At 40.5% G+C, this 26,158-nt stretch carries 27 protein-coding genes, 1 other RNA gene and 1 pseudogene; 21 read left to right on the forward strand and 8 right to left on the reverse strand.

What is annotated here, in order from left to right:
* Window positions 1-298 precede the first annotated feature (298 nt).
* Window positions 299-985, forward strand: a complete 687-nt coding sequence (locus HMPREF9064_RS00150) for an rRNA large subunit pseudouridine synthase E (RefSeq protein WP_050540585.1) — start codon at window positions 299-301, stop codon at window positions 983-985.
* Between the two features lie 4 nt (window positions 986-989).
* A complete protein-coding gene (locus tag HMPREF9064_RS00145) occupies window positions 990-1,706 on the forward strand; it encodes an MgtC/SapB family protein (protein WP_006719938.1) in 717 nt (238 codons plus the stop codon).
* A 37-nt stretch (window positions 1,707-1,743) separates the two neighbouring features.
* On the opposite strand, the gene HMPREF9064_RS00140 is transcribed toward HMPREF9064_RS00145, so the two are convergent.
* Genes HMPREF9064_RS00140 through selA form a run of 3 tightly spaced genes read right to left on the reverse strand, consistent with a single transcriptional unit; the run spans window position 1,744 to window position 5,957 of the window.
* On the reverse strand, window positions 1,744-2,664 hold the full coding sequence (locus HMPREF9064_RS00140; RefSeq protein ID WP_006719940.1) for an RsiV family protein: 921 nt from the start codon (window positions 2,662-2,664) through the stop codon (window positions 1,744-1,746).
* Between the two features lie 42 nt (window positions 2,665-2,706).
* The gene (selB, locus tag HMPREF9064_RS00135; RefSeq protein WP_006719942.1) at window positions 2,707-4,566 is read right to left on the reverse strand and encodes a selenocysteine-specific translation elongation factor; all 1,860 of its coding nucleotides are present in this window, start codon (window positions 4,564-4,566) and stop codon (window positions 2,707-2,709) included.
* Window positions 4,563-5,957: an L-seryl-tRNA(Sec) selenium transferase gene (gene selA, locus HMPREF9064_RS00130; RefSeq protein WP_032998051.1), complete on the reverse strand. Its 1,395-nt coding sequence runs from the start codon at window positions 5,955-5,957 to the stop codon at window positions 4,563-4,565. Before selA ends, selB begins: the two co-directional genes overlap by 4 nt.
* A 151-nt stretch (window positions 5,958-6,108) precedes the next feature.
* On the opposite strand from selA, the gene proS reads away from it, so the two are divergent.
* The 9 genes from proS to HMPREF9064_RS00085 all read left to right on the forward strand — a co-directional run bounded on the left by proS (window position 6,109) and on the right by HMPREF9064_RS00085 (window position 13,330).
* The gene (gene proS / locus HMPREF9064_RS00125; RefSeq protein WP_006719946.1) at window positions 6,109-7,824 is read left to right on the forward strand and encodes a proline--tRNA ligase; all 1,716 of its coding nucleotides are present in this window, start codon (window positions 6,109-6,111) and stop codon (window positions 7,822-7,824) included.
* A gap of 65 nt (window positions 7,825-7,889) precedes the next feature.
* Window positions 7,890-8,219, forward strand: coding sequence for a DMT family transporter (locus HMPREF9064_RS00120; RefSeq protein WP_006719948.1), 330 nt, complete (start codon window positions 7,890-7,892; stop codon window positions 8,217-8,219).
* 38 nt (window positions 8,220-8,257) lie between these two features.
* On the forward strand, window positions 8,258-8,512 hold the full coding sequence (locus HMPREF9064_RS00115; protein ID WP_006719950.1) for an FAD assembly factor SdhE: 255 nt from the start codon (window positions 8,258-8,260) through the stop codon (window positions 8,510-8,512).
* A 124-nt stretch (window positions 8,513-8,636) separates the two neighbouring features.
* Window positions 8,637-9,212 (forward strand): RNA polymerase sigma factor RpoE, encoded by a 576-nt coding sequence (gene rpoE / locus HMPREF9064_RS00110; protein WP_006719952.1) that lies wholly within the window; start codon window positions 8,637-8,639, stop codon window positions 9,210-9,212.
* A 42-nt stretch (window positions 9,213-9,254) separates the two neighbouring features.
* Window positions 9,255-9,842: a sigma-E factor negative regulatory protein gene (locus tag HMPREF9064_RS00105; protein ID WP_006719955.1), complete on the forward strand. Its 588-nt coding sequence runs from the start codon at window positions 9,255-9,257 to the stop codon at window positions 9,840-9,842.
* An 86-nt stretch (window positions 9,843-9,928) separates the two neighbouring features.
* Window positions 9,929-10,888, forward strand: coding sequence for a sigma-E factor regulatory protein RseB (gene rseB, locus HMPREF9064_RS00100; protein ID WP_032998052.1), 960 nt, complete (start codon window positions 9,929-9,931; stop codon window positions 10,886-10,888).
* An 11-nt stretch (window positions 10,889-10,899) separates the two neighbouring features.
* Window positions 10,900-11,337, forward strand: a complete 438-nt coding sequence (locus HMPREF9064_RS00095; RefSeq protein WP_006719958.1) for a SoxR reducing system RseC family protein — start codon at window positions 10,900-10,902, stop codon at window positions 11,335-11,337.
* 79 nt (window positions 11,338-11,416) lie between these two features.
* The gene (mobB, locus tag HMPREF9064_RS00090; protein ID WP_006719960.1) at window positions 11,417-11,926 is read left to right on the forward strand and encodes a molybdopterin-guanine dinucleotide biosynthesis protein MobB; all 510 of its coding nucleotides are present in this window, start codon (window positions 11,417-11,419) and stop codon (window positions 11,924-11,926) included.
* Between the two features lie 12 nt (window positions 11,927-11,938).
* On the forward strand, window positions 11,939-13,330 hold the full coding sequence (locus HMPREF9064_RS00085; RefSeq protein ID WP_006719962.1) for an MDR family MFS transporter: 1,392 nt from the start codon (window positions 11,939-11,941) through the stop codon (window positions 13,328-13,330).
* 186 nt (window positions 13,331-13,516) lie between these two features.
* Here HMPREF9064_RS00085 and HMPREF9064_RS09670 read toward each other — a convergent pair.
* Window positions 13,517-13,858, reverse strand: a pseudogene (locus HMPREF9064_RS09670) (integrase); the annotation flags it as partial.
* Window positions 13,859-14,262: 404 nt separating this feature from the next.
* Between HMPREF9064_RS09670 and HMPREF9064_RS00080 the strand changes: the two are divergent.
* The 3 genes from HMPREF9064_RS00080 to HMPREF9064_RS00070 all read left to right on the forward strand — a co-directional run bounded on the left by HMPREF9064_RS00080 (window position 14,263) and on the right by HMPREF9064_RS00070 (window position 16,768).
* Window positions 14,263-14,916 carry an IS1595 family transposase gene (locus HMPREF9064_RS00080; protein ID WP_006719966.1) on the forward strand — a complete coding sequence of 218 codons (654 nt, stop codon included), beginning with the start codon at window positions 14,263-14,265 and terminating at the stop codon, window positions 14,914-14,916.
* Entirely contained in the window at window positions 14,906-16,180 is a 1,275-nt protein-coding gene (locus tag HMPREF9064_RS00075; RefSeq protein WP_006719968.1) for a coiled-coil domain-containing protein, read from the forward strand. The genes HMPREF9064_RS00080 and HMPREF9064_RS00075 overlap by 11 nt, the downstream gene beginning before the upstream one ends.
* Window positions 16,181-16,306: 126 nt before the next feature.
* Window positions 16,307-16,768 carry a hypothetical protein gene (locus tag HMPREF9064_RS00070; protein ID WP_006719971.1) on the forward strand — a complete coding sequence of 154 codons (462 nt, stop codon included), beginning with the start codon at window positions 16,307-16,309 and terminating at the stop codon, window positions 16,766-16,768.
* A gap of 524 nt (window positions 16,769-17,292) precedes the next feature.
* Here the strand turns inward: HMPREF9064_RS00070 and HMPREF9064_RS00065 are convergent.
* Both HMPREF9064_RS00065 and HMPREF9064_RS00060 read right to left on the reverse strand, forming a co-directional pair.
* Window positions 17,293-18,189 (reverse strand): cation transporter, encoded by an 897-nt coding sequence (locus tag HMPREF9064_RS00065; protein ID WP_005564326.1) that lies wholly within the window; start codon window positions 18,187-18,189, stop codon window positions 17,293-17,295.
* A gap of 170 nt (window positions 18,190-18,359) precedes the next feature.
* Window positions 18,360-18,782 carry a hypothetical protein gene (locus tag HMPREF9064_RS00060; RefSeq protein WP_005564327.1) on the reverse strand — a complete coding sequence of 141 codons (423 nt, stop codon included), beginning with the start codon at window positions 18,780-18,782 and terminating at the stop codon, window positions 18,360-18,362.
* Window positions 18,783-19,211: 429 nt separating this feature from the next.
* Here HMPREF9064_RS00060 and HMPREF9064_RS00055 point away from each other — a divergent pair, with 429 nt between their 5' ends.
* From HMPREF9064_RS00055 to HMPREF9064_RS00035, 6 genes are all read left to right on the forward strand, one after another.
* A complete protein-coding gene (locus tag HMPREF9064_RS00055; RefSeq protein WP_231957919.1) occupies window positions 19,212-19,442 on the forward strand; it encodes a hypothetical protein in 231 nt (76 codons plus the stop codon).
* Window positions 19,443-19,490: 48 nt separating this feature from the next.
* Window positions 19,491-19,658, forward strand: a complete 168-nt coding sequence (locus HMPREF9064_RS10010) for a hypothetical protein (RefSeq protein WP_005564329.1) — start codon at window positions 19,491-19,493, stop codon at window positions 19,656-19,658.
* Window positions 19,655-20,623, forward strand: coding sequence for a YadA C-terminal domain-containing protein (locus tag HMPREF9064_RS00050; protein ID WP_006719979.1), 969 nt, complete (start codon window positions 19,655-19,657; stop codon window positions 20,621-20,623). The genes HMPREF9064_RS10010 and HMPREF9064_RS00050 overlap by 4 nt, the downstream gene beginning before the upstream one ends.
* Window positions 20,624-21,503: 880 nt before the next feature.
* Window positions 21,504-21,716 (forward strand): helix-turn-helix transcriptional regulator, encoded by a 213-nt coding sequence (locus HMPREF9064_RS00045; protein ID WP_006719981.1) that lies wholly within the window; start codon window positions 21,504-21,506, stop codon window positions 21,714-21,716.
* A 9-nt stretch (window positions 21,717-21,725) separates the two neighbouring features.
* Complete coding sequence (locus HMPREF9064_RS00040) at window positions 21,726-22,184, forward strand: hypothetical protein (protein WP_006719983.1); 459 nt, start codon at window positions 21,726-21,728, stop codon at window positions 22,182-22,184.
* An 18-nt stretch (window positions 22,185-22,202) separates the two neighbouring features.
* Window positions 22,203-22,982, forward strand: coding sequence for a hypothetical protein (locus HMPREF9064_RS00035; RefSeq protein ID WP_211204488.1), 780 nt, complete (start codon window positions 22,203-22,205; stop codon window positions 22,980-22,982).
* A gap of 294 nt (window positions 22,983-23,276) precedes the next feature.
* Here the strand turns inward: HMPREF9064_RS00035 and HMPREF9064_RS00030 are convergent, their stop codons facing one another.
* Complete coding sequence (locus tag HMPREF9064_RS00030; RefSeq protein ID WP_032998053.1) at window positions 23,277-24,530, reverse strand: integrase arm-type DNA-binding domain-containing protein; 1,254 nt, start codon at window positions 24,528-24,530, stop codon at window positions 23,277-23,279.
* 237 nt (window positions 24,531-24,767) lie between these two features.
* Window positions 24,768-25,133, reverse strand: a transfer-messenger RNA (tmRNA) gene (gene ssrA / locus HMPREF9064_RS09875).
* Between the two features lie 247 nt (window positions 25,134-25,380).
* On the opposite strand from ssrA, the gene HMPREF9064_RS00025 reads away from it, so the two are divergent.
* The gene (locus tag HMPREF9064_RS00025) at window positions 25,381-26,016 is read left to right on the forward strand and encodes a TfoX/Sxy family DNA transformation protein (RefSeq protein WP_006719988.1); all 636 of its coding nucleotides are present in this window, start codon (window positions 25,381-25,383) and stop codon (window positions 26,014-26,016) included.
* Window positions 26,017-26,158: the final 142 nt, after the last annotated feature.

Genomic DNA, 26,158 nt, shown 5'->3' on the forward strand with positions numbered 1-26,158 from the left:
TAAATCAATAAAAATGCGAGTCAATAGACAAAAATAACAAATTATGAAAATTTACGTTATTTTTCATTAAATTATTTTTAAATAATAGTTTTTTATTCTGTTTTAAAATTTAATTTTTAGAATAAAAAAATGAGATTTATAAAAAACCAACGTTAACTTGCTAAAAAAAGGAGTAAAATGCCGAATAAAACGCTAATGATGAAAAAGTTCCCTATTTTGTGCATTTATTTCGGGCATAAATTTAGATTTTGCTTCAATTGGTGCTAAAGTATGCAAAATTTTTATGAATACCTTGTTTATGCAGCCAACATCTTTTCGGCGAAAACCCCAAAAATGGAGAAAACCAACGCAAAGTGCGGTTCATTTTTGTGGTTTTTCTAGATCTAAAATCGCGTTTTCTCAAACGCAAGTTATCCTGTTTAATAAACCCTTTGATGTGTTGTGCCAATTTAGTGATGAAAATGGCCGCAGCACGTTGAAAGATTTTATTGATATCGCTGAGGTTTATCCTGTCGGGCGGTTGGATCGCGATAGTGAGGGATTGTTGCTGTTGACTAACAACGGGGAGATTCAACATCGCTTGGCGGAACCTAAGTTTAAAATGGAAAAAACTTACTGGATGCAGGTGGAAGGCGTGCCTGATGAAACCGCGTTAGAGCAACTTCGGCGAGGCGTGCAATTAAAAGATGGTATGACAAAACCGGCAAAAGTGCGGTTGATTTCCGAACCTGATTGTTTGTGGCAACGCGTTCCGCCCATTCGCGAGCGAAAAAATATTCCTACATCGTGGTTAGAAATTAAAATTTATGAGGGGCGAAATCGGCAAGTACGCAGAATGACAGCGCATATTGGCTTTCCGACATTGCGTTTAATTCGTTGTCAGCTTGCCGGTTTTACGCTCCAAAATTTAGCGCCAAAAACCTACCGCACTTTAACGCAAGATGAACTAAAACAACTTTATCAATCACTTGGATTAACAATTTAGCATTATGAGTAACCTATCTGTTTTATTTGAAAGCTTGGCGCGAGACAGCCATTTCTTTATTTTCGTTAAAATGGCCTTTGCCATGGTACTGGGTGGCATTATCGGTTTGGAACGCGAATTAAAAGCCAAACCCGTGGGGGTAAAAACCTGCATGATTATTGCGGTGACGACCTGTGTATTAACCATTGTTTCCATTCAATCGGCTGAACATTATGCCCAAGTGTCGGAAAATATTCGTACCGATCCAATGCGTTTGGCAGCACAGGTGATTAGCGGCATCGGTTTCCTTGGTGCGGGCGTGATTTTACGTAAGCACAACGATGCTATTTCCGGCTTGACCACGGCGGCGATTATCTGGGCGGCTGCGGGTATCGGCATTGCTTCCGGCGCGGGCTTCTATTTTGATGCGATTATTGCCACCTTTATGATTTTAATCGCCATTCGTTTGAGCCCGTCTGTGCATCTTTGGGTGCGTCGTTATGAGAAAAAGAAGAAAACCCGTATTACTGCCACATTGGCGTCGCCGGCTGCGGTTGGGCAGTTTATCCAGCTTCTACATACCCATAATCATCTGATTGAAAATATTAATATGAAAGATCAGGCAAACGGTGAAACTAAATTGACGATTCGTTGCACGATTAATGACAAAGATACCATTCACGAATTGTATTTATTGCTAAAGAATGAACCGGATGTCTTGAGTTTAGAGTTAGAGAATTAAAAAAATCCCCAAGTATGCGCTTGGGGATTTTTGTTTGTTATTCATATCCAACGTAATTTTTTCCTAAAAATTTAAATGCCGGTGTTAACAAGGCTTTGACTTCATCATCATATAAAGACAGGCGCAGTTCCTTTTCACCTGCTGCATAAGGGCCAAGGGCATAAGGCGGATAGACAAACACAATGCCATCTTGTGAAAAATAGAAATTATCACTGAGGTAAAAATCGGCTTTTGCGGTGAATGGCTCTTGTCGTTCACCGTTATCGCCACGAGATTCATTTTGATAAATCTCCCATAGCAACGCTTTAACTTTGTTTTGTTGTGCTTTAGTAAAGACATCGTCTAATTGAATGACGGCTTTTTTGTCTAAATCAACATTCACAAAATGGGTTGAATACATCCCGTGCGCACCACCGGAATAATGATGATAACCTATGGTGAAAGTTGCGATATTTTCCCGTTGCCCAAGGTATTCCATGTCAACATTGGTACTTATGCCAATCAGCTCAAACTCTTTCACCTCTTTGACGCTATCGGCATAAAGGGTTTGTAAGTAGTCAACAAATTGTTGTTTATTCTCAATTTTAACTTTACCTTCAGCCGTGAACTGGCGAATTAACTCATTTACCAGTAAATCCGTTAACCAATCCATATTCGCTTTTAAGCTTTTCACGCTGATTTTTACCTCAGCTTCTTCAGGGGCAAGACTGTTAGGCGATTTGTTATCAAACTTGATGGTTTCAGATTTTTCAAATAATACCTCCGGCTCCACACGAATGGCTTGATTTTCCGCCAAATCCAAAACCTGTCTTTGTAAGGTATTCACTTGTGCATTTAGCTGCTCGATGGTTTGGGTTTGTTTTTTCACTTGTTCGGAAAGGATGTTTTTTTCTTCATCATTGCAGCCGGTAAGCGTTAGACCGGCGACGGCTAAAGCAGAAACGAGCAGTTTTTTCATAGAAACTCCTTGTATAAAAATGTTGTGAAAATCGACCGCACTTTATAGATCAAATACGTCCGCATCGCGCAATATGTGAATATTGCCTTTGCGACGCAGGAAGCCACAGCGGTCGAAATATTCTACCAATTGCACGGTCATTTTACGTCCGAATTGTAGTGCATCACGCAATTCGTTTACCGATATACCTTCTTTCCCGGCACTTAGTTGTTTAATCAAACGGGCGGTAGCGTAAATATTTTCGGTCAGGAAGAATCGGTCTTTTACCACAGCGGTGAGATAGCCTAATTTACCGGCTTTATAGAGGAAGTTGCGCATGGCACTTTCTTCCTGTCCTAATAAGCCTGCAAGATCACGTACCCACAACGCTTGTCCGTTATGTTGCTCAAATTGTTCTAGAACTTGCTGCCATAATGCACGTTCTTGTTCATTAAATTGAATTTTATGATCGGCGGTATGTAGCCAACCACGGGTTTGTTGTAGCTGATTTTCGGCTAATAATTCATCAATAAAATGATAAATCAGTTTTTCCGGCTGATTCAGTGCTGCAATGCGATACAAACGGGCTTTACCTAAGCCGAGTTGGTCGGGATGTTGTTCGTGATATTGCGCAAGTGCGGTCAATAATTTCGACGTTTGTTGTGCACGATAATCGGCATTAAAGCACCAGCTTTGGAAGCGAATGTCGCCGTTCTTTTCAAGAATATCATTCAGTTGTGAGTCTGTCAGTTGTTCAATCCACATCAACTGCTCGGCTTCCACTGCATGATTTTGAAGATAAAGTGCGGTGCGTTTTTCGGCTGTTTCTGCTTGAATCAGTTGGCGTAAATAATCGAAACGGGCTTCTGTGCGCTTATGGCGTTTCGGTGAATGGATTTCAATCACTTTTGCGCCACCGAGTACGGCGGTCGAGTTGCTGTTACGTAAGATGATTTTGTCGCCATGCGCCAAAAACAACGGTTGTTCTAAAATCAGTTCTGCCAGCGCTTGTTGCTGAGGCGCGAGTTTGGGTTGTTGCAATAACGTCAACTTGCCCGTGGTGTGTGAGGCGGCGTGATAAATATGCACCGGTTGGCTTTCGTTCAGTGGAATTTGGTTTTCTAGCCAAACGGTGATGCGATCTGTCGCTTTGGTAGGCGGTTGGGAGAACAACCAATCGCCGCGCTCAATTAACGTGCGGTCGAAATCCAAGTTAATATTTAACGCGAGTCGTTGCCCCGCCAAGCCTTCCGTGCTTTGTTCATTTTGTGCGTGGATATTTTTCACCCGCACTTTTTGTCCATTGCTTAAATACAATTCGTCGTCAATGGCAACCTTGCCCGCAAATGCGGTGCCGGTCACCACGGTGCCGGCACCTTTAATGGTAAAAATACGGTCGATGGCATAACGGAACGGTTTTTCCGTGTCCGATAATTCCGGCAACTGCGCCAAATAATCGCGTAGCGTTTCGATGCCCTGACCGGTGGTGGCAGAGGTCACGAAGAATTTACTGTTCGCCAAGATGGCATATTGTTGGCGTAGCTGTTGTTCTAATGCGTCAATTTGTTGCGCATCGGCGCGGTCGGCTTTGGTGATCACCACCATGATTTCCTGCAATTGCAACAAGCTCAAAATGCTTAAGTGCTCGATGGTTTGCGCTTGCACGCCTTCGTCTGCGGCAATGATAAGCATGGCGTAATGAATGCCGCCCAAGCCCGCCAACATATTGGCAAGAAAACGTTCGTGCCCCGGTACATCGATAAAACCGAGGATTTGATCTTTTAACGGCAAATAGGCGTAGCCCAAATCAATGGTCATGCCGCGTTTTTTTTCTTCCGGTAAATGCGCCGTATGCGTGCCGGTGAGGGCTTGTAATAGCGCGGTTTTGCCGTGGTCAACGTGTCCGGATGTGACAATAATCATAATGCCTCCAACGTGTTAAGCAAGCGTTCGAGATTGGCCAAACTGCGTAAATCCAACCAAATTTTATCCCGTTCAATGCGCCCGATAACCGGTTGCGGTAGCGCCAATAAACGGGCGAAAAGTGCGGTGGTTTTTGTCGGCATTTTTTCTGTTGCCGGCGCAATGGTTACTGCAACTGACGGAATTCGTGCCAACGGTTGGGAGCCACTACCAACCTGCGCTTCGCTTGGTTCGATCGCAATAACGTAATCTGCATTTAAACGATTTTCCAACCGCACTTTCAGTTGTTCTGCTTGTGCTTGTAATTGGGGTATAGGCTGAGTGAGCAGATGAAGTGCGGTCAGTTTTTCGGTAATTTTTTCCGGCTGCAAATACAAACGCAAAGTGGCTTCCAAACCGGCAAGAGTAACTTTGTCGCAACGCAACACGCGTTTGAGCGGATGGGCTTGTAGCTGTTGAATCAATGCTTTTTTACCCACGATAATCCCCGCTTGTGGCCCACCAAGCAGTTTGTCGCCGGAGAAGGAAATCAAATCCAGACCCTGTTGTAATTTTTCTTGCACCGTCGGTTCTTCCGGCAAATTGAATTGTTTCAGATCAATTAACGCGCCGCTGCCTAAATCTGTGATGACCGGAATGCCAAATTCTTTACCTAATTCCGCCAGTTCTTGTTCGTCAACAGAATGCGTGAAACCGCAAATTTGGTAGTTACTGCTGTGAACTTTCATTAAAAAGGCGGTATTTTCGTTAATTGCGTTGCGATAATCTTTTAAATGGGTGCGGTTGGTAGTGCCCACTTCCACCAGTTTACAACCTGCCTGCGCCATGATGTCGGGAATGCGGAAAGCACCGCCGATTTCAATCAATTCACCACGGGAGATGATCACCTCTTTACCCTGCGCGAAAGTCGCCAACATCAGCAATACCGCCGCTGCGTTGTTGTTCACCACACAGGCTGCTTCGGCGCCCGTGAGTTGTTGCAGTAAGTCGCTGATGTAGTTGTCCCGATGGCTCCGTTCGCCAGCCGCTAAATCATATTCTAATGCCACGTTGCCCTGCATAGCGTCTAGTGCCGCCTGTTGTGCCGCCGGTGACCACAACGCGCGCCCGAGATTGGTGTGTAATACCGTGCCGGTTAAATTATGTACGCTCTTAATATTGACCTGTTGTTGTAACAATAATTGTTGGCGGATGTACTGAAAGGTCGCGTCATCCGTTTGTAAAAAGTGCGGTAGGTTTTCATGGTGTTTTATATGTTCGCGTGCTTGTTGTAACAAGTCTCGGCAAACATTGACGGTGGCACTATGACCAAATTCTGCCACGAATTGTTCTCCTTGCGGGGTTTTGAGTAATTTATCGACGGCGGGAAGGGCTTGATAAAGGGCTGACATGATGATTCCTTTTTCTGGGGTTAAATTGGCATTTTTAGCGGGGATTATAAGGCGTGAAACCTGATTTCTTCTTTGCTTTTGCGTGCGCATTAGATACACTAACGCCAATTTTTTCTCGTATTTTTAAATTTTTGGAATTATAGGTAATTCAATGCGTACAAGTAAATATTTATTATCCACCTTAAAAGAAACCCCGGCAGAAGCGGCGATTGTTAGCCATCAACTCATGTTGCGTGCGGGCATGATTCGCCCTCTTGCTTCAGGCCTTTATAACTGGATGCCAACCGGTTGGCGCGTGCTACAAAAAGTGGAAAACATTATTCGCGAAGAAATGAATAAAAGTGGTGCCATTGAGATCAAAATGCCTGTGGTGCAACCGGCGGAATTGTGGCAAGAGTCCGGTCGCTGGGATCAGTATGGTCCGGAATTATTGCGTTTCACCGACCGTGGCGAACGGAGTTTTGTGATCGGCCCGACCAATGAAGAAGCGATTACCGATTTAATGCGTCGTGAAGTGACTTCTTACCGTCAGCTTCCTCTTAATTTATATCATATTCAAACCAAGTTCCGTGACGAAGTGCGTCCACGTTTCGGTGTGATGCGTAGCCGCGAATTTATTATGAAAGATGCTTATTCTTTCCACATGGACAAAGAAAGCTTGCAGCAAACCTATGAGGTGATGTACCAAACTTATAGCAATATTTTCACCCGTTTAGGGTTGGATTTCCGTGCCGTACAAGCGGATACCGGTTCTATCGGCGGTAGCGCGTCTCATGAATTCCAAGTATTGGCAAACAGCGGCGAAGATGATGTGATTTTCTCCACCGAGTCCGATTATGCGGCAAACATCGAACTTGCTGAAGCCGTAGCTGTCGGCGAGCGTGCCGCACCAACTAAAGCGATGGAATTGGTGGATACACCGAATGCGAAAACCATTGCGGATCTTGTCGAGCAATTTAATCAACCGATTGAGAAAACCGTTAAAACCTTGATTGTAAAAGGTGCTAGTGAAGAACAGCCGTTAGTGGCGTTAATTATTCGTGGTGATCATGAATTAAACGAAGTTAAAGCAGAAAAACTGGCTGAAGTGGCTTCCCCATTTGAATTTGCTGATGAAGCCGCCATTAAAGCGAAAATTGGCGCAGGCGTCGGCTCCCTTGGACCGGTCAACTTAAACATTCCGGTGATCATTGACCGCAGCGTGGCGATCATGTCTGATTTCAGTGCCGGTGCCAACATTGACGGTAAACATTATTTCAACATTAACTGGGAGCGCGATGTGGCGTTGCCGAAAGTGGCGGATATTCGTAACGTGGTGGAAGGCGACCCAAGTCCGGATGGCAAAGGTACCTTATTAATTAAACGTGGTATTGAAGTCGGTCATATTTTCCAATTGGGTGACAAATATTCCAACGCGATGAATGCGACTGTGCAAGGCGAAGATGGTCGTCCTACGGTCGTCACCATGGGCTGCTATGGTATTGGTGTGACGCGTGTTGTGGCAGCCGCGATTGAACAACATCATGATGAACGCGGCATTATTTGGCCGAGCGATGCGATGGCGCCGTTTACGGTAGCGATTGTGCCGATGAATATGCATAAATCAGAAAGCGTGCAAGCATTCGCTGAAGAGTTATACCGCACTTTATTGGCGCAAGGTGTGGAAGTGATTTTTGATGACCGTAAAGAACGCCCAGGCGTGATGTTTGCGGATATGGAGCTTATCGGTGTGCCGCACATGGTCGTCATCGGTGAGAAAAACCTAGCGAACGGCGAAATCGAATACAAAAATCGTCGTAGCGGTGAGAAACAAATGATTGCGAAAGCGCAATTGATTGACTTCTTAAAAAGCCAAATTAAGGCGTAATTGAAATAAAAAGTGCGGTCGGATTTTTAGTTGAATTTCCGACCGCACTTTTGTATAGGGAAAACATGAATCCGTGGATTTTATTAGCCGTTTCTATTTGTTTGGAAATTGTCGCGACCAATCTATTGAAAGTCAGCGACGGTTTTACTAAACCGTTGCCGACGCTTGGCGCTTTGGCTTTTTATAGCTGTTCGTTCTATTTTGTTGCCATTATTTTTCGTACGCTTTCCGTTGGTTTGGTGTATGCCATTTGGTCTGGCGTAGGCATTGTGTTGACAGCGATTGTGGCTTATTTCGCCTTTGGGCAGAAAATTGATACTGCCGGATTAATTGGCATGGGATTGATCATCTGTGGTGTGTTAGTGATTAATTTATTTTCGCAAACGGCGCACTAACGCTATAATCCAGTTGATTTTTGGGAAAGGAGAATAGGATGAAAAAGTATGATCCGCTGCGCATTGAGTGGGATTGTCGGCGCGGTATGTTGGAATTAGACAAGGTCATTATGCCTTTTTATAAACAGTATTTTGACGGGCTTAGTGAGCATAAAAAAGAGGTTTTTATTCGTTTGTTAGCCTCGACCGATTTACAGCTTTTTTCATGGTTCTTTAATAATGGCGAAATCAATGATCCGGAATTGCGAGAAATGGTGCTGGAAATTCAGCAAAAATTAAGTTTAACGCATTGATTTTCATTGTTTTATTGGTTTTTTCTAAAATAACTGAACTTTTTTTTATTCATCTCGTCTAACGCATAACAATAGCTTGCTGGCTTTGAAATTAAAGTTTGTTAGAAGTGATATTTGAGGTTATATGGCTGAACAGCTAACAGATCAAGCTTTGGTAGAAAGGGTGCAGCAGGGAGATAAGAAAGCTTTCAATTTGTTGGTATCGCGTTATCAAAATAAAGTAGCTGGATTACTGACTCGGTATATTTCACCGAATGATATTCCCGATGTTGTACAAGAATCATTTATAAAAGCATACCGTTCCATCGGCTCTTTTCGTGGTGATAGTGCTTTCTATACTTGGCTATACAGAATCGCAGTGAACACTGCAAAAAATTATTTGACTGCACAAGGGCGTCGCCCGCCAAGCGAAGATATTTTAGCTGAAGATGCAGAATCCTACGATGTAGGAACAAATTTACGGGTTGTGGATACGCCTGAAAATGAAATGTTATCCAACGAGTTGAAGAATATCGTATTCGATACGATTAAAGGTTTACAGGAAGATTTACGCACAGCAATTACTTTACGCGAAATTGAGGGATTGAGTTACGAAGAAATTGCAGAAATTATGGATTGCCCAGTAGGTACTGTGAGATCTCGGATTTTTAGAGCGCGTGAAATCATTGAAAGTAAAGTGAAACCGCTTTTACAACGTTAAATAAAAAACAGGAATACAACTACGATTAGTCGGAGTACAAACATGCAAAAAGAACTACTTTCAGCATATATTGATGGTGAGCAAGTCAATTATGAACTCACCGAAAAATTATGCCAAAATGCAGAATTGCAAGAGAGTTGGGCAAATTTCCACACCATTCGTTCTGTTATGCGTCAAGAAACAAACGTTTTCTTAGGCGCGGATTTTACTGCAAAAATGGAAAGTTTGATTGCAGCAGAAGAAATTCAAGCAGCTGAAGTCACAGAATCTCAACCATTGCCACAGGAAGTAGAAAACTCTCCGTTTATGCAAAAATTAAAAGCATGGTTTATGCCAATGACGCAAGTTGCAGTTGCTGCGGGTGTGTGCTTGGTGGCAGTGTTGGGTGTACAGTCTTTCAATGCAAAATCTACCGTACAAAATGCAGCGGATACACCGGTGTTGCAAACATTGCCTTTTAACAACGGTGTGCAGGAAGTCAGTTACAACGCACCAAGCAAAGATGTCATTACGACTGAACAGCTTGAACAAAAAAATAAACGTATTGGCGCCATGTTACAAAGCTATGAACTACAACGTCGTGTTTATGCTGATTCAATGAATTTAGGACAGAATCATAGCAATAGATAATACTCTATGTATTCCGGTATGACTGTTTTTTTATGATAATTCACCACCATTTTTTGGTGGTGAATTTGTTTATTAGGAATTTGATCATGTTAAAAACATTTCTAAAAACCACCGCACTTTTTTTCTTATTAAGCACCTCATTTTCTTCCCTTGCTGCAGAAACATTTTCACCGAAACAGCTTTTGCAGGATATGAAGAAAGCGACGGAACAGCTAAATTATGAATTTTCTTTTGTACAAACCACGCCTTCTAACATGGATTCATTGCGGTACCGTCACTTTAAATCTCATGGCAAAACTTTTGCGCAATTGGTGACGCTAGATGGTGCACAACAAGAAATTGTGCAACGTGATAATTTAATTAGCTATTTTCAACCGAACTATCAACCTTTCACCATTAATAGCGAAGGCATTACCGATAATTTGCCGCTACTCATTCGTGCGAATTTTGATACCTTGGAACAATACTATGATTTTGTGAATATTGGGCGTAATCGCGTAGCGGATCATGTGGTGCAAACCATTCGAATTTTGCCGAAAGACGATTTCCGTTATCAATATGTTGCTTTTATTGATGAAGAGAATAACTTGCTGTTGCGCAGTGATATGCTTGATCGAGACGGCAATTTATTGGATCAATTTCGTGTCGTCAATTTGTATGTGGGAGACGGGATTTCCGGTTTGGTAGATTATCTCAATCAAGTGGCTTTTCCTCCGTTATTAATGGATAAAAACGCAAATCAAACGCCGGATTTTAATTGGGCTCCAGGTTGGTTGCCACAAGGTTTTAAAGTGGTAAATCGTAGCATTGAGCGTGATGGCGACGATAAAATTGAATCACAACTTTACAGTGATGGATTGTTTTCTTTTACGTTATATGTGTCTGACAAAATCACTGAAAACACGCAGCGAGATAACACTTGGCGACAAGGTGCGTACACCATTTATAACGAAACAGTGGACAACAAAGACGTGACGATTATCGGGCAATTGCCGATTTCTACGGCAAAACGTATCGTGCAAGACATTCAATTTAAGAAAAACTAAACAGGCTTATTATGTTGACAGAAAGTGCGGTCGTCATTGAATATGAATCTGGCAAGGCGAAAGTAAAATGCCAATCACAAAGCGCATGTGGTAGTTGTGCGGCAAAAGCTGCTTGCGGGAATTCCGCCTTATCGGAATTAACCGGTAGCGGTGCGCGAGGTGAACATATTTTCACCATTGAAACCATTACCCCGCTAAAAGTTGGGCAGAAGGTGGAGATTGGTTTGTCTGAACATTCCTTGATCAAATCGGCGTTACTGATGTATTGCATACCGTTGTTCACTTTAGTCTTCAGCACCTTATTGTTCGATTCGTTGTTTAGTCACGAACTCGTCAGTGTATTTTTTATTTTTATTTCCACCGCACTTTCCTTTCTTGGTGTACGTTGGTATGCGCGAAAACTGAATCGCAAATCGGCTTACCAACCGGTGTTGCTACGTGTGCTCTAAATCTTTGAGCATCATTCGTTTTCTTTGGCGGGCTGGTATATAATCAGCCCGTTTATATTATCGTCTTTAAGGAAATATTATGCTCCCCATGCTTGGCATCACCGGTTACAGCGGCAGTGGCAAAACCACCTTGTTGGAAAAATTACTTCCCCAATTAAAACAACGAGGCTTGCGCCCGGCGGTGATTAAACATAGTCATCATGATGCGCAAGTGGATAAACCGGGCAAAGACAGTTGGCGTATGAAAGATGCCGGTGCCAGCCAAGTGATTATGGCCTGTGATCATCGCTGGGCGCTTATGACGGAAACACCCCAACAACATATTTCCCTGTCTTATTTATGTGAACAATTTGATCACGAATTAACGGATCTCATTTTGGTAGAAGGCTTCAAACAAGAGCCGATTGAAAAGATCTTGTTGCATCGAAAAGAGATGACTAAACCGCTACCTGACATTGATGCTCTCGTGTTGGCCGTTGCTACAGATTACCCTTTAGCGGCAGATAAGTCTTGTTTGGATATCAATAATATTGCGCAGATTGCTGATTTTATTACGGCTTGGTACGAGCAAAAGTGCGGTCGAATTTAAGCGTGGTTTTTTATGCCTGAGCTCCAACATTATCGCCATTTATCCTTAATCGCCGCCATGGCATTATTTATGCAGTCCCTTGATGCCACCATTTTGAATACGGCATTGCCTGCTATTTCTGCCGATTTGCATGAATCACCGTTAGAAATGCAAATGTCGATAATCAGTTATTCCCTCACTGTTGCATTATTTATTCCACTTACTGGTTGGATTGCCGATAAATACGGTACGCTCAATGTGTTTCGGGTTGCGGTAGCGATTTTTGTGATTGGTTCTGTTGCTTGTGCCGCCTCTAATTCATTAAATGCATTGATTTGGTCGCGCGTGTTGCAAGGGCTGGGCGGAGCAATGATGATGCCGGTAGCGCGTTTGGCAATTATTCGTCACGTACCAAAAAATCAATTGGTTGCCGCATGGAATGCCATGGCGATGGCGGGGCTGATTGGCCCAGTGCTCGGGCCGATTGTGGGCGGATGGCTTGTGACACATGCCAGCTGGCATTGGATTTTCCTAATTAACATTCCTATTGGTATCCTTGGGATTGGATTTGCCGGTCGGTATATGCCGAACAGTACAGGTAATATTAGTAAGTTGGATTGGTGGGGCTTTTTGCTGTTTGGTGGTGGGCTGGTAGGGTTGACACTTGGTTTGGATTTGTTGTCTGAAGATCGCATCAATCAATGGCTGACTGCGTTGATTTTGGCTATCGGATTGGGGTGTTTCTCCTTTTATTATTGGTATGCTCAACGGGTGCAGAATCCCTTATTACCGTTAAATTTATTTGCTACGCGTACGTTTCGATTGGGTATGGTGGCGAATATTTTCATCCGTTTGTGTGGTTCAGGAATTCCGTTTTTAATGCCACTGATGTTGCAGGTGGTGTTTAATTATAGCGCGGATATTGCCGGTTGGTTGTTAGCGCCAATTGCACTAAGTTCCGTGTTAACGAAATCCTTTGTTGGAAAAATTCTGGTGCGTTTGGGTTATAAAACGACATTAATGCTGACCGCACTTTCGATGGCGCTTGCTATTGCTGCCATGAGCCTGTTGCAACAAGATACACCGATTTGGTGTTTGGTGCTGATTTTGGCGTGGTATGGTAGCTGTATGTCGATTATTTTTACTTCAGTCAACACACTTACGATTAGTGATTTAGACGAACACAATGCCAGCGCAGGTGCTACTTATCTCAGTGTGATTCAACAAGTGGGAATCAGTATCGGTATTGCCGTGTCTGCTGTGATTTTAGATCTTTATCGCCATTTCATTGGTGAAAGCGGTGAACAACTTCAACGTGCGTTCAGTACGACTTTCCTGACCTCAGCTATTTTCGGCATCATTTTATTATGGGTTTTAACTTACCTTAGAAAAGAGGATGGTGCGGAGAATTTTCGTCGGGAATAAAAAAGCTTATTTTTTTAAAGGTGTTTTCCGGAGTTGGTCTGTTAGGCGTGAGGGAAGAGTTGGAGTGGCGGAAGAGCGTAAGCAACGTGATCTATGAATTGGACTTCCGTTAGTATTCTTCTTAACATTGCCTAGATGATCAATAACGATTTCTCTGTCTTCTCTGTGTTTTCTAAGTGAGGATTACTCTACAATATCCGCCCATTTCGCTGTATCCACTTCGTTAGATCTTGTCATGGTTGAGAGCGGTTGCCATAAACTCAAATAACGCATCTGTAAGTGAATCTAAACGTTTTGTAGCGTGAACATAAATTTGCTTAAATCCTTAGGCTTCAGGGTTTTAAAATGTTCAACCGTCGGACTGTCAAATTCCTTTTCGATATTTGCTGTGGGATTAAAAGAGATTAAGTCTCGGTGTAGGGCATAAGTCATGATCTCGTTATGCTTCTGAATCGTTCGTTTGAGCTTTTCTAAATGCACTTCGTCTTGATACTGCTTAAATGCCTTTAATGCCATTGACACGGTAATTCAGACTTTTAAAAAATCGGGTATAGCTAAAACATCGTTAACACTTTTTATAACAGGTTTTGTGTGATTTTAGTTATATCGGTTTTGCTATACGGCTATCAGTATAACTAAAACTCAAGGATTTTATAGGATTGGATAGGAACGCTTAGGATATAAAAAAGCCCTTGAAGTCAATATTTTCAAGGGCTGGGGTCATCTGAATTACATGTCACAAACCGTCTAATTATAAAGAAGTATCTAAATTCAAACTTTACCGATGTTACTTTCAGTGTTACTAAAAGGAGAAATCACAAGGAAATTGGCAGGTTTTTTTAGGTTATCCAAACCCCTTAATCAATTTATAGATTGGTTTTAACTTTACTTTAGGGGCTGACGTAGATTAGCAGTTAGGCTAGGCTACGAAAATGCAGATAACCAATTGTAAATTAAGCAAGAGAGTTCAAAAGAAACTACTTGAATTTTTTGTACTCCAAGTTACCTCCCGCTCCGCTGCCGATATTTTGGGCATTCAGCCCAACTCCGCTATTCTGTTCTACCGCAAAATTCGTATGGTTATCAGCCATTATCTGGCCTTGGTTGCCGATGAGGTTTTTGAGGGCTCTGTCGAGTTGGACGAAAGCTATTTCGGCGGACGGCGTAAAGGCAGACGTGGTCGCGGCGTGGCAGGAAAAGTGGTTGTCTTTGGTATTCTGAAACGCAACGGACGGGTCTATACCGTTGTGGTGGATAATGCCAAGTCTGAAACGTTACTCCCTGTCATCAAAAAGAAAATCATGCCGGACTGCATTGTTTACACGGATAGCCTGAGCAGCTACGACAAGTTGGATGTGAGCGGTTTCATCCATTACCGCATCAACCATTCCAAGGAATTTGCCGACCGTCAGAACCACATTAACGGCATTGAGAATTTTTGGAATCAGGCAAAACGTGTCTTGCGCAAATACAACGGAATTGATCGCAAATCCTTCCCGCTGTTCTTGAAAGAATGCGAATTTCGGTTTAACTTCGGCACACCGTCTCAACAGCTTAAAATTCTGCGGGATTGGTGTGGAATTTAGGGCTAATCTACGTCAGCCCCTTGCTGCACCGACTTTAGTTGAAGATGGCTTGATTGCGCCAAGTTCTAAGCAGGCAATTAACGGTGGGCAATTTGCTCAGTTGGAACAAACGCTTTATACCAGCGTGGTTCAGTCTGTAAATACGAAAAAAGTCGCGGAGCAAGCAGTCACCCTAGCCACCGAAGCCAAACAAACAGCTCAAACCGCCAATTCAAATGTGAATAGTGCGATTGCTCGTGTGAGTGAAGTAGAAAAACAAGTAGTTAAAAATACGGCAGATATTACCAAACTCAATGGTAGTGTATCAGGTTTATCTGACCGCATTACTACCGCAACAAATACGGCAAATGAAGCTAAAAACGGTATCTCCGACTTAAACACCCAAATTGAAAGAGTAAATCAAAATGTTACCGCTTTAACAGGGCGAGTCACGCAAGCTGAACAAACCGCAAACCAAGCACTAGAATTAGCTAAATTAAATACAGGTTCAAGTGCTGAAGTTAGTCAAAATGCTATCAATGCAGCAAGCGAAGCGAAAGCGTTGGCACAATCAGCTAACTCAAATGCCACTCGTGCTTTAAATACAGCAACCAGTGCATTAAGTACGATCAATGATATTCAGGCAGATGTTGCCTTAGCGAAAAGTGATGCAAATGCCGCAAAAAGTAATGCAGAAAATGCGTTTAATGCGGCAACAGCATCACAAGATACAGCAAATTTAGCCGTGCGAAATTCAAACAATGCTGAAAGTCTTGCAAATAATGCAAAAATAACAGCAGAGGGAGCGGTTCGCACAGCAACTACCGCTAATCAAACCGCAGAGCGTGCGCAAACCACGGCAACCCGTGCAGCAGCAACAGCAAATCTTGCAAGTATTTCAGCAGGTAATGCAGAGCAGTTAGCGCAAGAAGCAAAAGATACTGCGACTCAAGCTAAATCAGGTTTAGTGGTAACAAACGCAGAACTTGCAAAAGTTGCTTCAACTCAAACCGATTTAAAAGCAAAAAGTGAAGCAAACGAAAAAGCGGTTAGTGGCTTAACTGGTCGTGTCGCAAATGTAGAAACAGGCGTGCAAACAGCCCAAACCCAAGCAAGTAATGCGTTGAACCAATCAACAGAAGCCAAAGCGACCTCAGAGCAGGCAAATAATAACGCTACTCAAGCAAAAACCGAGGCGCAAACCGCATTAAGCACAGCGAACATCGCAAATGCCAATGTAAATAGTGCATTAACCCAAGCGCAAAGTGCGGTTAAAACAGCGTAAGAAAATACAGCACTTGCCAATCAAGCGATTGCCAAAGCAGAAAGTGCAGAGCGTACCAGTACGCAATTAAGAGAAATCGCTAATGAGGCAAAAGTAAATGCCGAAAGCGCAGTTGAAAGTGTAAAATTGGCAAATACACAATCTACTCAAGCGTTAACTAAATCAGGTGAAGCCGTAGATAAAGCTAATAATGCTGAAACTATTGCAAATCAAGCTCATTTAGCAAGTCAGCAAGCGGTAGAAAAAAGCGATCAATCTGTAACAACCGCAAACATTGCTTTAAGAAAAGCTAATAATGCGGATAAAAATACGGCTGAAGCAAATGTTAGTGCAACAAAAGCGATTGAGAGTGCAACACAAGCATTAACTCAAGCAACAGAGGCTAATAAATTAGCTGTTATCGCAGATGGTAATGTGAAACAAGCACAGGCTCAATCTGTTAGCGCAAACAATCTTGCAACAACAGCAAAAACAAATGCAGATAAAGCACTTCTGGATTCTTCAAAAGCAATTTCAGATGCAAATCAAGCTAATGTGACTGCTAATACAGCAAATGATAAAAGCATTCTTTTTTGGGTCAGCGGTTAATGTGGACGGTTTAACGGTTTTTCCCCTGCGGGTCGTATTGAAAAGCTGTTGGATAACTCTTCTAGTTACCCACGAGCTTTTCAACACTAAAAACCTACCGCCCACAATAACCACTTCCCTAATAATAAATTTTGTTATTTTTATATTGGTTCAAAGGCTCGCAAGCTCGCCTAATAAAATGAAGTCGCCTTCGGCTCCGCTGATTTTTTAATATCACTCTCGGGGCTTTTGGCGTACTATTGTCTAATAGTTAAAGCAAGGACACATAGCCCCGTATCTGTGATACTAAGTCTATGCCCTTGCAAGAGGGATAAATCCCCCTTGACCCCCTGCGGTTTCACCGCTAATTTGAAGAACGGACACCTAATGAAAAAGCGAACCAAACGCCTAGAAATAGCATTGTCAGAAGATGAATACAATGCCTTGCTTGAAACGGTAATATCTCAACGCAAAAAACAAAGCAGGGGTATAAGCAGATAAAACAGGGCATACGGCGAGAGCTTTTTGCCAATAATGAGCATTATTTAACCCTTCAACGCCAAAATGCGTCTGGCACCGTTAAGTACAATCCCCCCCGCGATGGTGCCGATAATCAGATCTGGATAATTGGAACCGGTCCACGCGACCAGGGCGCCGGCGGTGATGCCCCCCAGGTTGATCACCACGTCGTTGGCCGAGAATATCCAGCTTGCCTTCATGTGCGCCCCGCCTTCCCGATGTTTGGATATGAGCAGCAGACAACTGGTATTGGCAATCAATGCGACGAATGCGATAGCCATCATCACCAGAGATTCAGGCTCACTACCGAATACAAAGCGTCTCACCACCTCTACGAGCACGCCCACAGCCAAGATCAGTTGCAGTACACCAGCAAGATGCGCGGCACGTACCTGCATTTTCACGCTATGTCCAACCGCATAAAGGGCAAGCCCGTACACCGCCGCATCGGAAAAATTGTCCAGGGATTCTCCAATCAGGCCGGTGGACTGGGCGATCAGACCGGCAGTCATTTCCACCACGAACAGAAGTGCATTGATGCCGAGCAACCAGCGCAGGGTCCCGGATTCTTGCTTAGCAGAAGCTGCCGAAAACTCGGCGGCCTTGATGGTCTCTGGATTTGCAGCGACGGTTTCCTGAAGCGAGGCGCCTAGCCCCAAGGTCTTCAGTTTCGAGGTGACGGGCTCGACCTCGCCGTCATGCACGACCTTCAGCCGGCGGTTCGACAAGTCGAAGGACAGCGCCCGAATCTCCTCAAAGCCGTTCAGGGCTAGGCGAATCATTCGTTCTTCTGATGGACAGTCCATCTTCGGCACTGCATAAACACTGACCCATCTCCCTGGCGCCTCGGAGGAGGCCTGTATATCGGTATCCGCTGCGGACGTTGCATCACCGCCACAGGCGCCACCACAGGATTTGCTCATAATACGACTCCACATTGAACAATGTTGTGGTACCATTTTAAACTATAAAGCTACTATAAGGTCAATAGAGTAAAGAATCCGTTGGGGAGGAGGCTGATGCGCATTGGTCAGTTGGCACAGTTGAATGAAGTCGCCTACGGCTCCGATTTTTTATATACCACTTCGGGGCTTTATGGTTTCTTTTGCTTAAAATCCATATTAATAAATAATCTTTTTAATTCTTTCTTTTCTTCATCTGATAGCCTAATCCCTTGAGCAATGCGAATAGCAAAATCATTAGGAATCTGATTAAATTCTGCAATAGTAGTAAGGAATCTTTCGGCTAATACGCCATTCCTAACGATTGTATGAGCGATATATGAAAGTTGCTCCTCTAATCTATTGCCAGATGAATTAGATCCTGATTCTATATTCTCTAGTTTTTTCTTTTCTATACGTGCGCCTAGTTTTAATAATTCTAATGCAACACTACTTCTTGTTGCATTTGCCTCACCATCATTAACTTTATTGAGAACAATACGATCTATAACCTCTAATACAGAAAAAGGAACGCGAACTGTTATACGATTATTTTGAGAATTTAAATTTTCCATATCAAAACCTGTTTGTTTTTTAACCTAAAACAAGCACTATATAGCACCATATAGCACTACATAGTGCTATGTATGCACTATACAGCATTTTTGATAAGAAAATCTTTATTTTTCAATGAGCACTGTATATCATCTAAAAAGATGCTATTCAGCACACAAAATTCACGCCTATTTTCTGGTCGAAAACGTACAAACTCTTGATTTACAAAGGAAAAAAAGGCAAATTTTAAATTTGCATTAGGTGTGTAATTACTTCATTTTTGGGTCTGTTTTTAGGTTAAATTTCTGTTGTTTTTTTAAGGGATTTTTATGCGTTTTTATTCTCCCGAATTAAAGGCGATCACTATGCGGAATGAAAAAAAATACTCATAAAAATTAAATAGGAGAGAGGGAAAAATGAATGAGGTTTTAGCCATTATTTTTTATAACTTGGCGATTATTTTTGTTTTACTTTTAGGGTTGGGGTTATTCATAAAATACCAACACAAAAAACGTGCAGATGCCCTTTTAGAAAACATGAAAAAAGCTCATTCAGCATTTTCGGTTGATCGTAAATCACAAGCGATCTTTGAAAAACGCGTAAAAGAATGGGAAAGAAAACACCCGGTTCACGCCATAAAACAACGGATTAAAAAACGCATTGAATGGCTGCTGCCATAGCAACGTGCTTTTCTGATAAACTACACGCATCTAAACACAGGAGGTTCTATGCAAATAGCCTTACCCAATACACCGACTTTTGAGAAAAAAGAGTCTTTCTACTCTGAAGATGAGCTGTATTTGCTACATCAGTTAGAAAACGACTTAGTGAAAAGTAAATCTCATGATGATGTAATGGAAAACTTGAGACAGGTACTAAAACTCGATGAAGTTTGATTATTCGATTAGATGGTACTACTTGGCAGAAGAAAAACTGCTTACTCAGGCTAAAATCGGATAATGCTGTTCGTACTGCTAATAACTCTGCTCAAAAAGTAGATTTAATGGACGTAAAAGTACAAAAACACGATACAGAAATTAATGCAATGCAAACCGCATTAATTGATACGGTAGGTAAAGTTGAAAAAGCTGAATTAGTTGGCAATCAAGCTCGTTCAATGGGTGAAAATGCGATTAAAAAAGCAGAACAGGCTTCTGAGAAAGTGGTTGAACTTGAAAAAACAGTTGTGCAGTACAATGCAGAAAAAACTTCTGTATCACTTAACAATGCAACCTTGAATGATTTAGCGGACGGTGAAGTTAGCGAAACTTCTAATCAAGCGGTTACTGGTAAACAACTTTACGCTACTGAGAAAAAGGTTGAAAAAGTGGTACAAGAACAATTAGTGCCTGTACAAAAACAAGTTAAACAAACAAAAGAAGAAGTTACAACAAATAAAGCAAGTATTGCTACCAACAGCTCTAACATTGCGAAAAATTCACAACGAATGGAAAAAGTTGTTGAAGTAGTAAACAGCCAAACTGCTCGCATTAATGAAAACACTCGCATTGTTGAAGCTCAAGCAAGACAGGTAACTCAAAATACACAAGCAATTACTGAAAATCGTCAGGCGATCCAAAGTAATAGCAAACGTATTGATGAACTTGAAAACCGCTCTCGCCAAGATCGCCGACAAGCTCGTGCAGGTGTGGCAGGGGCGATGGCGATGACCCAAATCACGCCAGTACAGGGTAAAACCTTTACGGTTGGCGCAGGTGTCGGTTCTTATCGAGGTGAAACAGCGGTTGCAGTCGGTGTGAAATATGCACCCAAACCGAATTTTGTCATCAGTCTTTCAGGCTCTGCCGACTCTCGCGGAGGTGTTGGGGCTGCAACTGGAGTAAGTTTTGGGATTGATTAGCCCGAAATTATCCTAATTTTTTCAATAAAAAGCATCTTTTGGCATTGCTGGAAGATGCTTTTTTCTTGTTAAGCTCTCTCGATTTTGCCTTCGTCAGGTAGTCATTTGGGGCAAAAAGCTCAGAAAAAGTTGCTGCATTGAACAAAAATTAAGCAATCAAACTTTTCTTGTACTAATTGATTTTTTTAATGCTAATGTGATTTTCATAGTGTTTTATTTTATTTATAGCGTATGCTTAAATTAGATAATTTTAATATTTATTAAATTTTTTTCTTTTTATTTTGTGATTGATGATTTTCAAAAAATATTTAATAAACTCATATTTAATTTGGATTAAATAATTTTTGTATTAAAAGATTTAAGGTCTTTTGATTATTTTAGGTTTTAAAAGGTAATTAAATCCTTTAAGGTTTTAAAAAAGGGCTTTAAGGTTTTAAAAAAGGACTTTAAGGTTTTAAAAAAGACTTTAAGTTTAAAAAAAACAGCATAAAACAGTGTGACAAGATTGTTTTCTTTATTTTAAAAATGATTTTTTATCCAATAAAGAGAGCGCTTAGAGCATGTTGAATTTCCTTGAATGATATTGTAAGCCTTGTAATTTTTTCTTTCCTCTTCTCTTAAAGTGTATTTTTATTTTGGGCATAAATACTATTTATAACAACTATTAAGCTTGTAAATATAAAGTAAAAAAATAAATATTTTTCCTTGGCTTGAATATTTCTTTCTTGTTAGTAATTTGTATTTTTTTATTATTGTTAATTTAATCTTTTATTTATTTTCACTTAAATAACACTTTTCTTATGCTTTCTTTTATGTTGATCGTTTCATTTTTGTGGTGTAGCCTATTTTCATTGTTTATTAAATTTTTAAGAGGAATAAAATGAACGATAAAATTAAACTCCTTAGACCAAAAGAGGTTATTCAAAAGCTCAGTATTTCTAAAAGTACATTCTATGACTGGCAGAATAAAAAATCGAAAAGATATAGAAATGACTTTCCTAAGCCGCTCTCTATTGGTGCAAATTCTGTAGGTTATTTAGAAAGTGAAATTAATACTTTTATTTTAAATATGGTACATCGTAGATCTAAATAAGGAGATACTATGTCAAAACTAGTTGAATTAATGATTAATACACTACCAATGCTTGATACTCAATCTCAAGCATTAGCAAGACTTTTCTTAGAAAAGCAAGGTAAATGCGGCACTTATTTAGGTTCGGGAAAAACAATGGGGAGAGTATTTTCGGCTACATCTAAATGTGTGTTCTTAACTTGTACACCTTGTTACAATGAAAAATTATTGAAATTACAAAAAGAAGTGATAGCTAGTTTCAAATTGATTATCAAGAACCCTCGTATTCTTGATTTATTATCAGGTTTCATTCCCAGCAAAGATAATTCCTTGATTCAGTGGGTTGCGCGAAATAAAGCCAAATTATCTTATAAGCTAGATGATTTTAAAGCTGTTTTCTGCACGCTTTCTCCTGAAAATGTGATTGCTGCATCCACTTATCAATCTTTTGAAGAGATTAAAGAAAATATAAATCTTCTTTATGCTTAATTGGTTCATCATCTTGGATTGTTTTTATTACTAGATTGTAGATGTGCTGAACAAGATAACAGAATTAACACTCATGGGCATGCTATCATTTTGTTTGATAAAAACTTTAATTATTCAAATATTGGAAAGGATATTAGATTCAATACTAATGAAGCAATAAGAGTGCAACTGTCAAAAATTGGCTATCAAGAACAATCTAATACCCAATGGATTAATACTTACTATGATCTCTTGAGAATTATTGCTTACATTACTAAACCAAGAGAGAAGGAGTTTGAAGAAACCATAGATCCCTTTTCTTGGTTAAACGTTGGTTTATCCGTTCACTATGATCATACTCAAGATAATAAGCCACGCCGTTATCGGAATTATATCTTTAAAGATGCCTTGAAGGAGAGCAGAGCTGAAAATAACAAACACATTACGAACGAGAAGTTACATAATGAACTTGCGACACCAATGGATGAGAAAAAAGATGATCATATTCAGATAGGCAATTACAAGCGATCTCATTATTTGAATAAATTGAAAAAAGAAGTGGAATATTCCTATAAAAGAACAAGTAAGATTATTATTCCTGATGAAAAAATGAGTATTCTTGAAGCGGTTTATTTGTATGAAAAATCACCACATCAATTTTGCGATTGTGCGGAAAAGCTAGATAGAAGAAGGCTGGAAGCATTATCCGAAAAATTGAATATATCTACATCTAAAATTAAATCATTAATTATTACGCGGAAAAAATTCCGCTGGATAAAAGGAAAAAGAGGTAAATTTCAAAAAGTGTGGGTAAATTGAACTATATAAAATCTTGGGCCTGAGTGCAGTCAATTTTAGTAAAATTTGATTTTCTATAGGTAAACATCGCAAAAGAGAGAAGGCAATTATCAATCTTATAATTGCTTTCTCTCGTTAAATTACATAATGAATTTGAGTATTCACCACTCAATTTCTTACCACAAAATGAGCCAAAATTCGCAATTTAATCGTTGTTGAAATATGGCGAAAAAATCTTGCAAGTAACGTGAACAGGATTTACGAAAATCGGTTGCTAATTCGTAGAGAAATTGTGGTTTTTTAGTATTCAGCAGATTACGCATTAACAACTTTTAAATGATACTGCGGAATAGTTTCATGTGAGCATTGATCGATAAAATCTGCCCACGCTTGTAGTATAGTAAAACGCTGTTTAAGGTAATCACTTCGGTTGTATGCGGTATGAATGCGATCTTGATTGATATGAGATAACGCCACTTCAATCATATCTTTGTTATGATCTTGTTCATTCAGGTAAGTACTGGCAATGCTCCTTAATCCGTGAGCAACGAGTTTTCCGTGATAGCCCATACGTTTAATCGCAGCATTAGCGGTTTGCGTGTTGGTATGCGATTTTGGATTTCTTTCACTTGGAAAAAGATATTCTTTACCACCACTCAATTTTTTAATTTCCTTTAGAAGTGCCATTGCTTGGCGAGAAAGGGTAATTTTATGTTCTCGACCACGCTCATCTTGCTTAATCCCTTTTTGAATATAGATTGTCCAAATCTTAGATTTCTCATCAATATCTTCATAACGAGCCATAGCCGCCTCGTTAGGGCGTGTCATGGTCAGTAGTTGCCATAAAATAAGATAACGTGTTTGTAGCTTAATTTGAGCACGGTTTAAGGTCATCAGAAATTCAGGCAGATCTTCTGGACGGATCGTTTTAAAGTGTTCAACTGTAGGATTATCAAATTCTTTCGAAAGATTGGCTGTGGGATTATGCGAAATAATGTTGCGGTGCAAAGCAAAATCCATAATCTCATTCAACTTTTGAATAGAACGTCTAAGCGTTTCTAACGTGCCTTTATCTTGAAGTGTCTTAAATGCTTTCAAGGCTAAAGGTGCAGTAACTTGAGTAATCGGTAATTTATCAAAATGCGGTAATAAAATACGTTCAATCAGGCTTTTGACATCTTTTGCATAGCCCTCAGAGAAATTCTTGCGAGTTTTGCGATGTTCAAACCATTGCCAAGCGACGGCTTCAAATGTGTTGTTTAGCTCGTCTTGTTTTGCTTGTAGTTGATTAGCTCGATATTCGGCAGGATCAATATTTTGGGCTAGTAATGAGCGATATTCATCTCTTATTTTACGAGCTTGAGCAAGCGACAATTCAGGATAAATACCTAAACTGATATTTTTACGTTTTTTAGTGAAAGGATGGTAATAGTTAAAAATCCATAATTTAGAGCCATTAGTTTTAACTCTTAAGAATAGCCCACTCCCATCTGCAAGGTTGTATTCCTTTTCGGCAGGCTTTGCTCTGTCTATTTCGGTGTTCGTTAAAGATTTTGTTGTTCTTGGCATAGCTGAATCACCTGTCATTTAAGAAATATAAAAAGCGGTAAAAGCCTTGTAGCATAAGACTCTTAATGCTTGTAGTAACATCGACCTAAGTTATTTTATCATAGTGTTACTATCGATGTTACTAAAATCGTTGGATTAGGTCGGAATAGATAGGATTAAATAGGACAATAAAAAAGCCTTGGAGTGTTATGCGCCAAGGCTTTATCGGACTTTATTAAACTTGTTTGGAATTGGACTTGGTGGAGCTGGGGGGAGTTGAACCCCCGTCCGAAATTCCTCTACCGTCAGCACTACACGTTTAGTCAGTCTTTAAGTTTCGCTTAATCCTGCGGACAGACACGCGATAATTAAGCTAGTTTGATTCAATTTAATGCTTCGATCCTCAAACAGCGGCATCCACACGATCTCGTTTGGGTTTGACTCCGCTTTATCCCCGTCTTACGAGCGGAAGCTGGGGAGCGAAGGCTATGAGCAGGTTATTAAGCTGCTAAAGCGTATTGTTCGTCGTTTGCGACTATTTTTTTGCGGTTTATTTACGAGGCCTACCGCACCTCGACGTGCACCTCGGGCTTCGCTAATCCCGTCGAATCCAAAATCAGCCCCAAAAGTGTGTATAAGGATAGCAAAATACAGTAATAAAGGAAAGTAGGCAAAATAAACAGTGTATGCGAGATAAAGAATCGTGCGCTAATTTTTTACATATCTTATGTTTTTTAGCTGATATTTTAGTTAAAAAATTCTATTTTTTCGATCTACTTCACATTTTTGAATGTTATTAATGATATCTTTTTCTTAAAAAATAAAAAGTATGATATAACTAATTCACATAATAATAGTGTGAGGAAAAACTATGTGTAACACAAAACAAGAACTACGCAATGAATTTACTGAACTGATTGGTGAGGTAAGAGTTAAGAATTTGTTTACCGGTTATGGAATATTCCAAGAAGATGCCATGTTTGCTTTGTCCCAAAACGACGCAATTTTTGTTAGAGCCGAGGGAGAGTTGGTACCTTATTTGGAGAGGCTTGGGGCTGTTGCCTATTCACTCAATCCTAATAATATGAGTAAATTAGCTCTTTATCATTATTATCAATTACCTCCTTCAGTTCGTAAAAACAAAACTCTTTTCAAACAAGTCATTAACCTTTCTATTCAACAAATTAAAAGAAAAAAACTTTCTGAGAATTTAGCTAAAAAAGAGCGTATCAAAGAATTAGCTAATTTCACTATTAAGCATGAAAGGCTGTTAGCTAAAATTAATATTCATACAGTCAGTGATTTTAGAGCATTGGGTGCTATTCATAGTTATGTCAGATTAAAGAAATTAGGTATTCCTGCAAGTATTGATTTACTCTGGACATTTAGAGCTGCTTTAATGGATAAACACGTCAACTTGTTGACAGAAAAAGAAAAATCATCAACCCTTATTAAATTAAACCTTATGCTTGAAGCTAATGGGATGAGAAAAATCAAAGGGTGTTAGAGAATGATAAGGAAAGTGGCGTAATACATAAAACACCATTGTTGATCTAATGCTTGCAAGTTGGTTGAATGGTTTAAGATGTAATTTTTATTGTGCTTAAATTATTATCAATTAAAAAATATTTTGCAAAAAATTGAAAAAA

It is taken from the genome of Aggregatibacter segnis ATCC 33393, assembly GCF_000185305.1.
Taxonomy (GTDB): Bacteria; Pseudomonadota; Gammaproteobacteria; order Enterobacterales; family Pasteurellaceae; genus Aggregatibacter; species Aggregatibacter segnis.

Excerpts from the sequence above, each read along its gene's own strand:
- HMPREF9064_RS00115 (WP_006719950.1), top strand. The coding sequence starts at position 8,258 with ATGAAAAAGTATGATCCGCTGCGCATTGAGTGGGATTGTCGGCGCGGT.
- HMPREF9064_RS00150 (WP_050540585.1), top strand. The coding sequence starts at position 299 with ATGCAGCCAACATCTTTTCGGCGAAAACCCCAAAAATGGAGAAAACCA.
- mobB (WP_006719960.1), top strand. The coding sequence starts at position 11,417 with ATGCTCCCCATGCTTGGCATCACCGGTTACAGCGGCAGTGGCAAAACC.
- HMPREF9064_RS00120 (WP_006719948.1), top strand. The coding sequence starts at position 7,890 with ATGAATCCGTGGATTTTATTAGCCGTTTCTATTTGTTTGGAAATTGTC.
- selB (WP_006719942.1), bottom strand. The coding sequence starts at position 4,566 with ATGATTATTGTCACATCCGGACACGTTGACCACGGCAAAACCGCGCTA.
- HMPREF9064_RS10010 (WP_005564329.1), top strand. The coding sequence starts at position 19,491 with ATGCAAATAGCCTTACCCAATACACCGACTTTTGAGAAAAAAGAGTCT.
- HMPREF9064_RS00145 (WP_006719938.1), top strand. The coding sequence starts at position 990 with ATGAGTAACCTATCTGTTTTATTTGAAAGCTTGGCGCGAGACAGCCAT.
- HMPREF9064_RS00140 (WP_006719940.1), bottom strand. The coding sequence starts at position 2,664 with ATGAAAAAACTGCTCGTTTCTGCTTTAGCCGTCGCCGGTCTAACGCTT.
- HMPREF9064_RS00040 (WP_006719983.1), top strand. The coding sequence starts at position 21,726 with ATGTCAAAACTAGTTGAATTAATGATTAATACACTACCAATGCTTGAT.
- HMPREF9064_RS00105 (WP_006719955.1), top strand. The coding sequence starts at position 9,255 with ATGCAAAAAGAACTACTTTCAGCATATATTGATGGTGAGCAAGTCAAT.
- HMPREF9064_RS00030 (WP_032998053.1), bottom strand. The coding sequence starts at position 24,530 with ATGCCAAGAACAACAAAATCTTTAACGAACACCGAAATAGACAGAGCA.
- HMPREF9064_RS00080 (WP_006719966.1), top strand. The coding sequence starts at position 14,263 with ATGCAGATAACCAATTGTAAATTAAGCAAGAGAGTTCAAAAGAAACTA.
- proS (WP_006719946.1), top strand. The coding sequence starts at position 6,109 with ATGCGTACAAGTAAATATTTATTATCCACCTTAAAAGAAACCCCGGCA.
- HMPREF9064_RS00065 (WP_005564326.1), bottom strand. The coding sequence starts at position 18,189 with ATGAGCAAATCCTGTGGTGGCGCCTGTGGCGGTGATGCAACGTCCGCA.
- HMPREF9064_RS00045 (WP_006719981.1), top strand. The coding sequence starts at position 21,504 with ATGAACGATAAAATTAAACTCCTTAGACCAAAAGAGGTTATTCAAAAG.
- rseB (WP_032998052.1), top strand. The coding sequence starts at position 9,929 with ATGTTAAAAACATTTCTAAAAACCACCGCACTTTTTTTCTTATTAAGC.
- HMPREF9064_RS00085 (WP_006719962.1), top strand. The coding sequence starts at position 11,939 with ATGCCTGAGCTCCAACATTATCGCCATTTATCCTTAATCGCCGCCATG.
- HMPREF9064_RS00095 (WP_006719958.1), top strand. The coding sequence starts at position 10,900 with ATGTTGACAGAAAGTGCGGTCGTCATTGAATATGAATCTGGCAAGGCG.
- selA (WP_032998051.1), bottom strand. The coding sequence starts at position 5,957 with ATGTCAGCCCTTTATCAAGCCCTTCCCGCCGTCGATAAATTACTCAAA.
- HMPREF9064_RS00025 (WP_006719988.1), top strand. The coding sequence starts at position 25,381 with ATGTGTAACACAAAACAAGAACTACGCAATGAATTTACTGAACTGATT.
- rpoE (WP_006719952.1), top strand. The coding sequence starts at position 8,637 with ATGGCTGAACAGCTAACAGATCAAGCTTTGGTAGAAAGGGTGCAGCAG.
- HMPREF9064_RS00060 (WP_005564327.1), bottom strand. The coding sequence starts at position 18,782 with ATGGAAAATTTAAATTCTCAAAATAATCGTATAACAGTTCGCGTTCCT.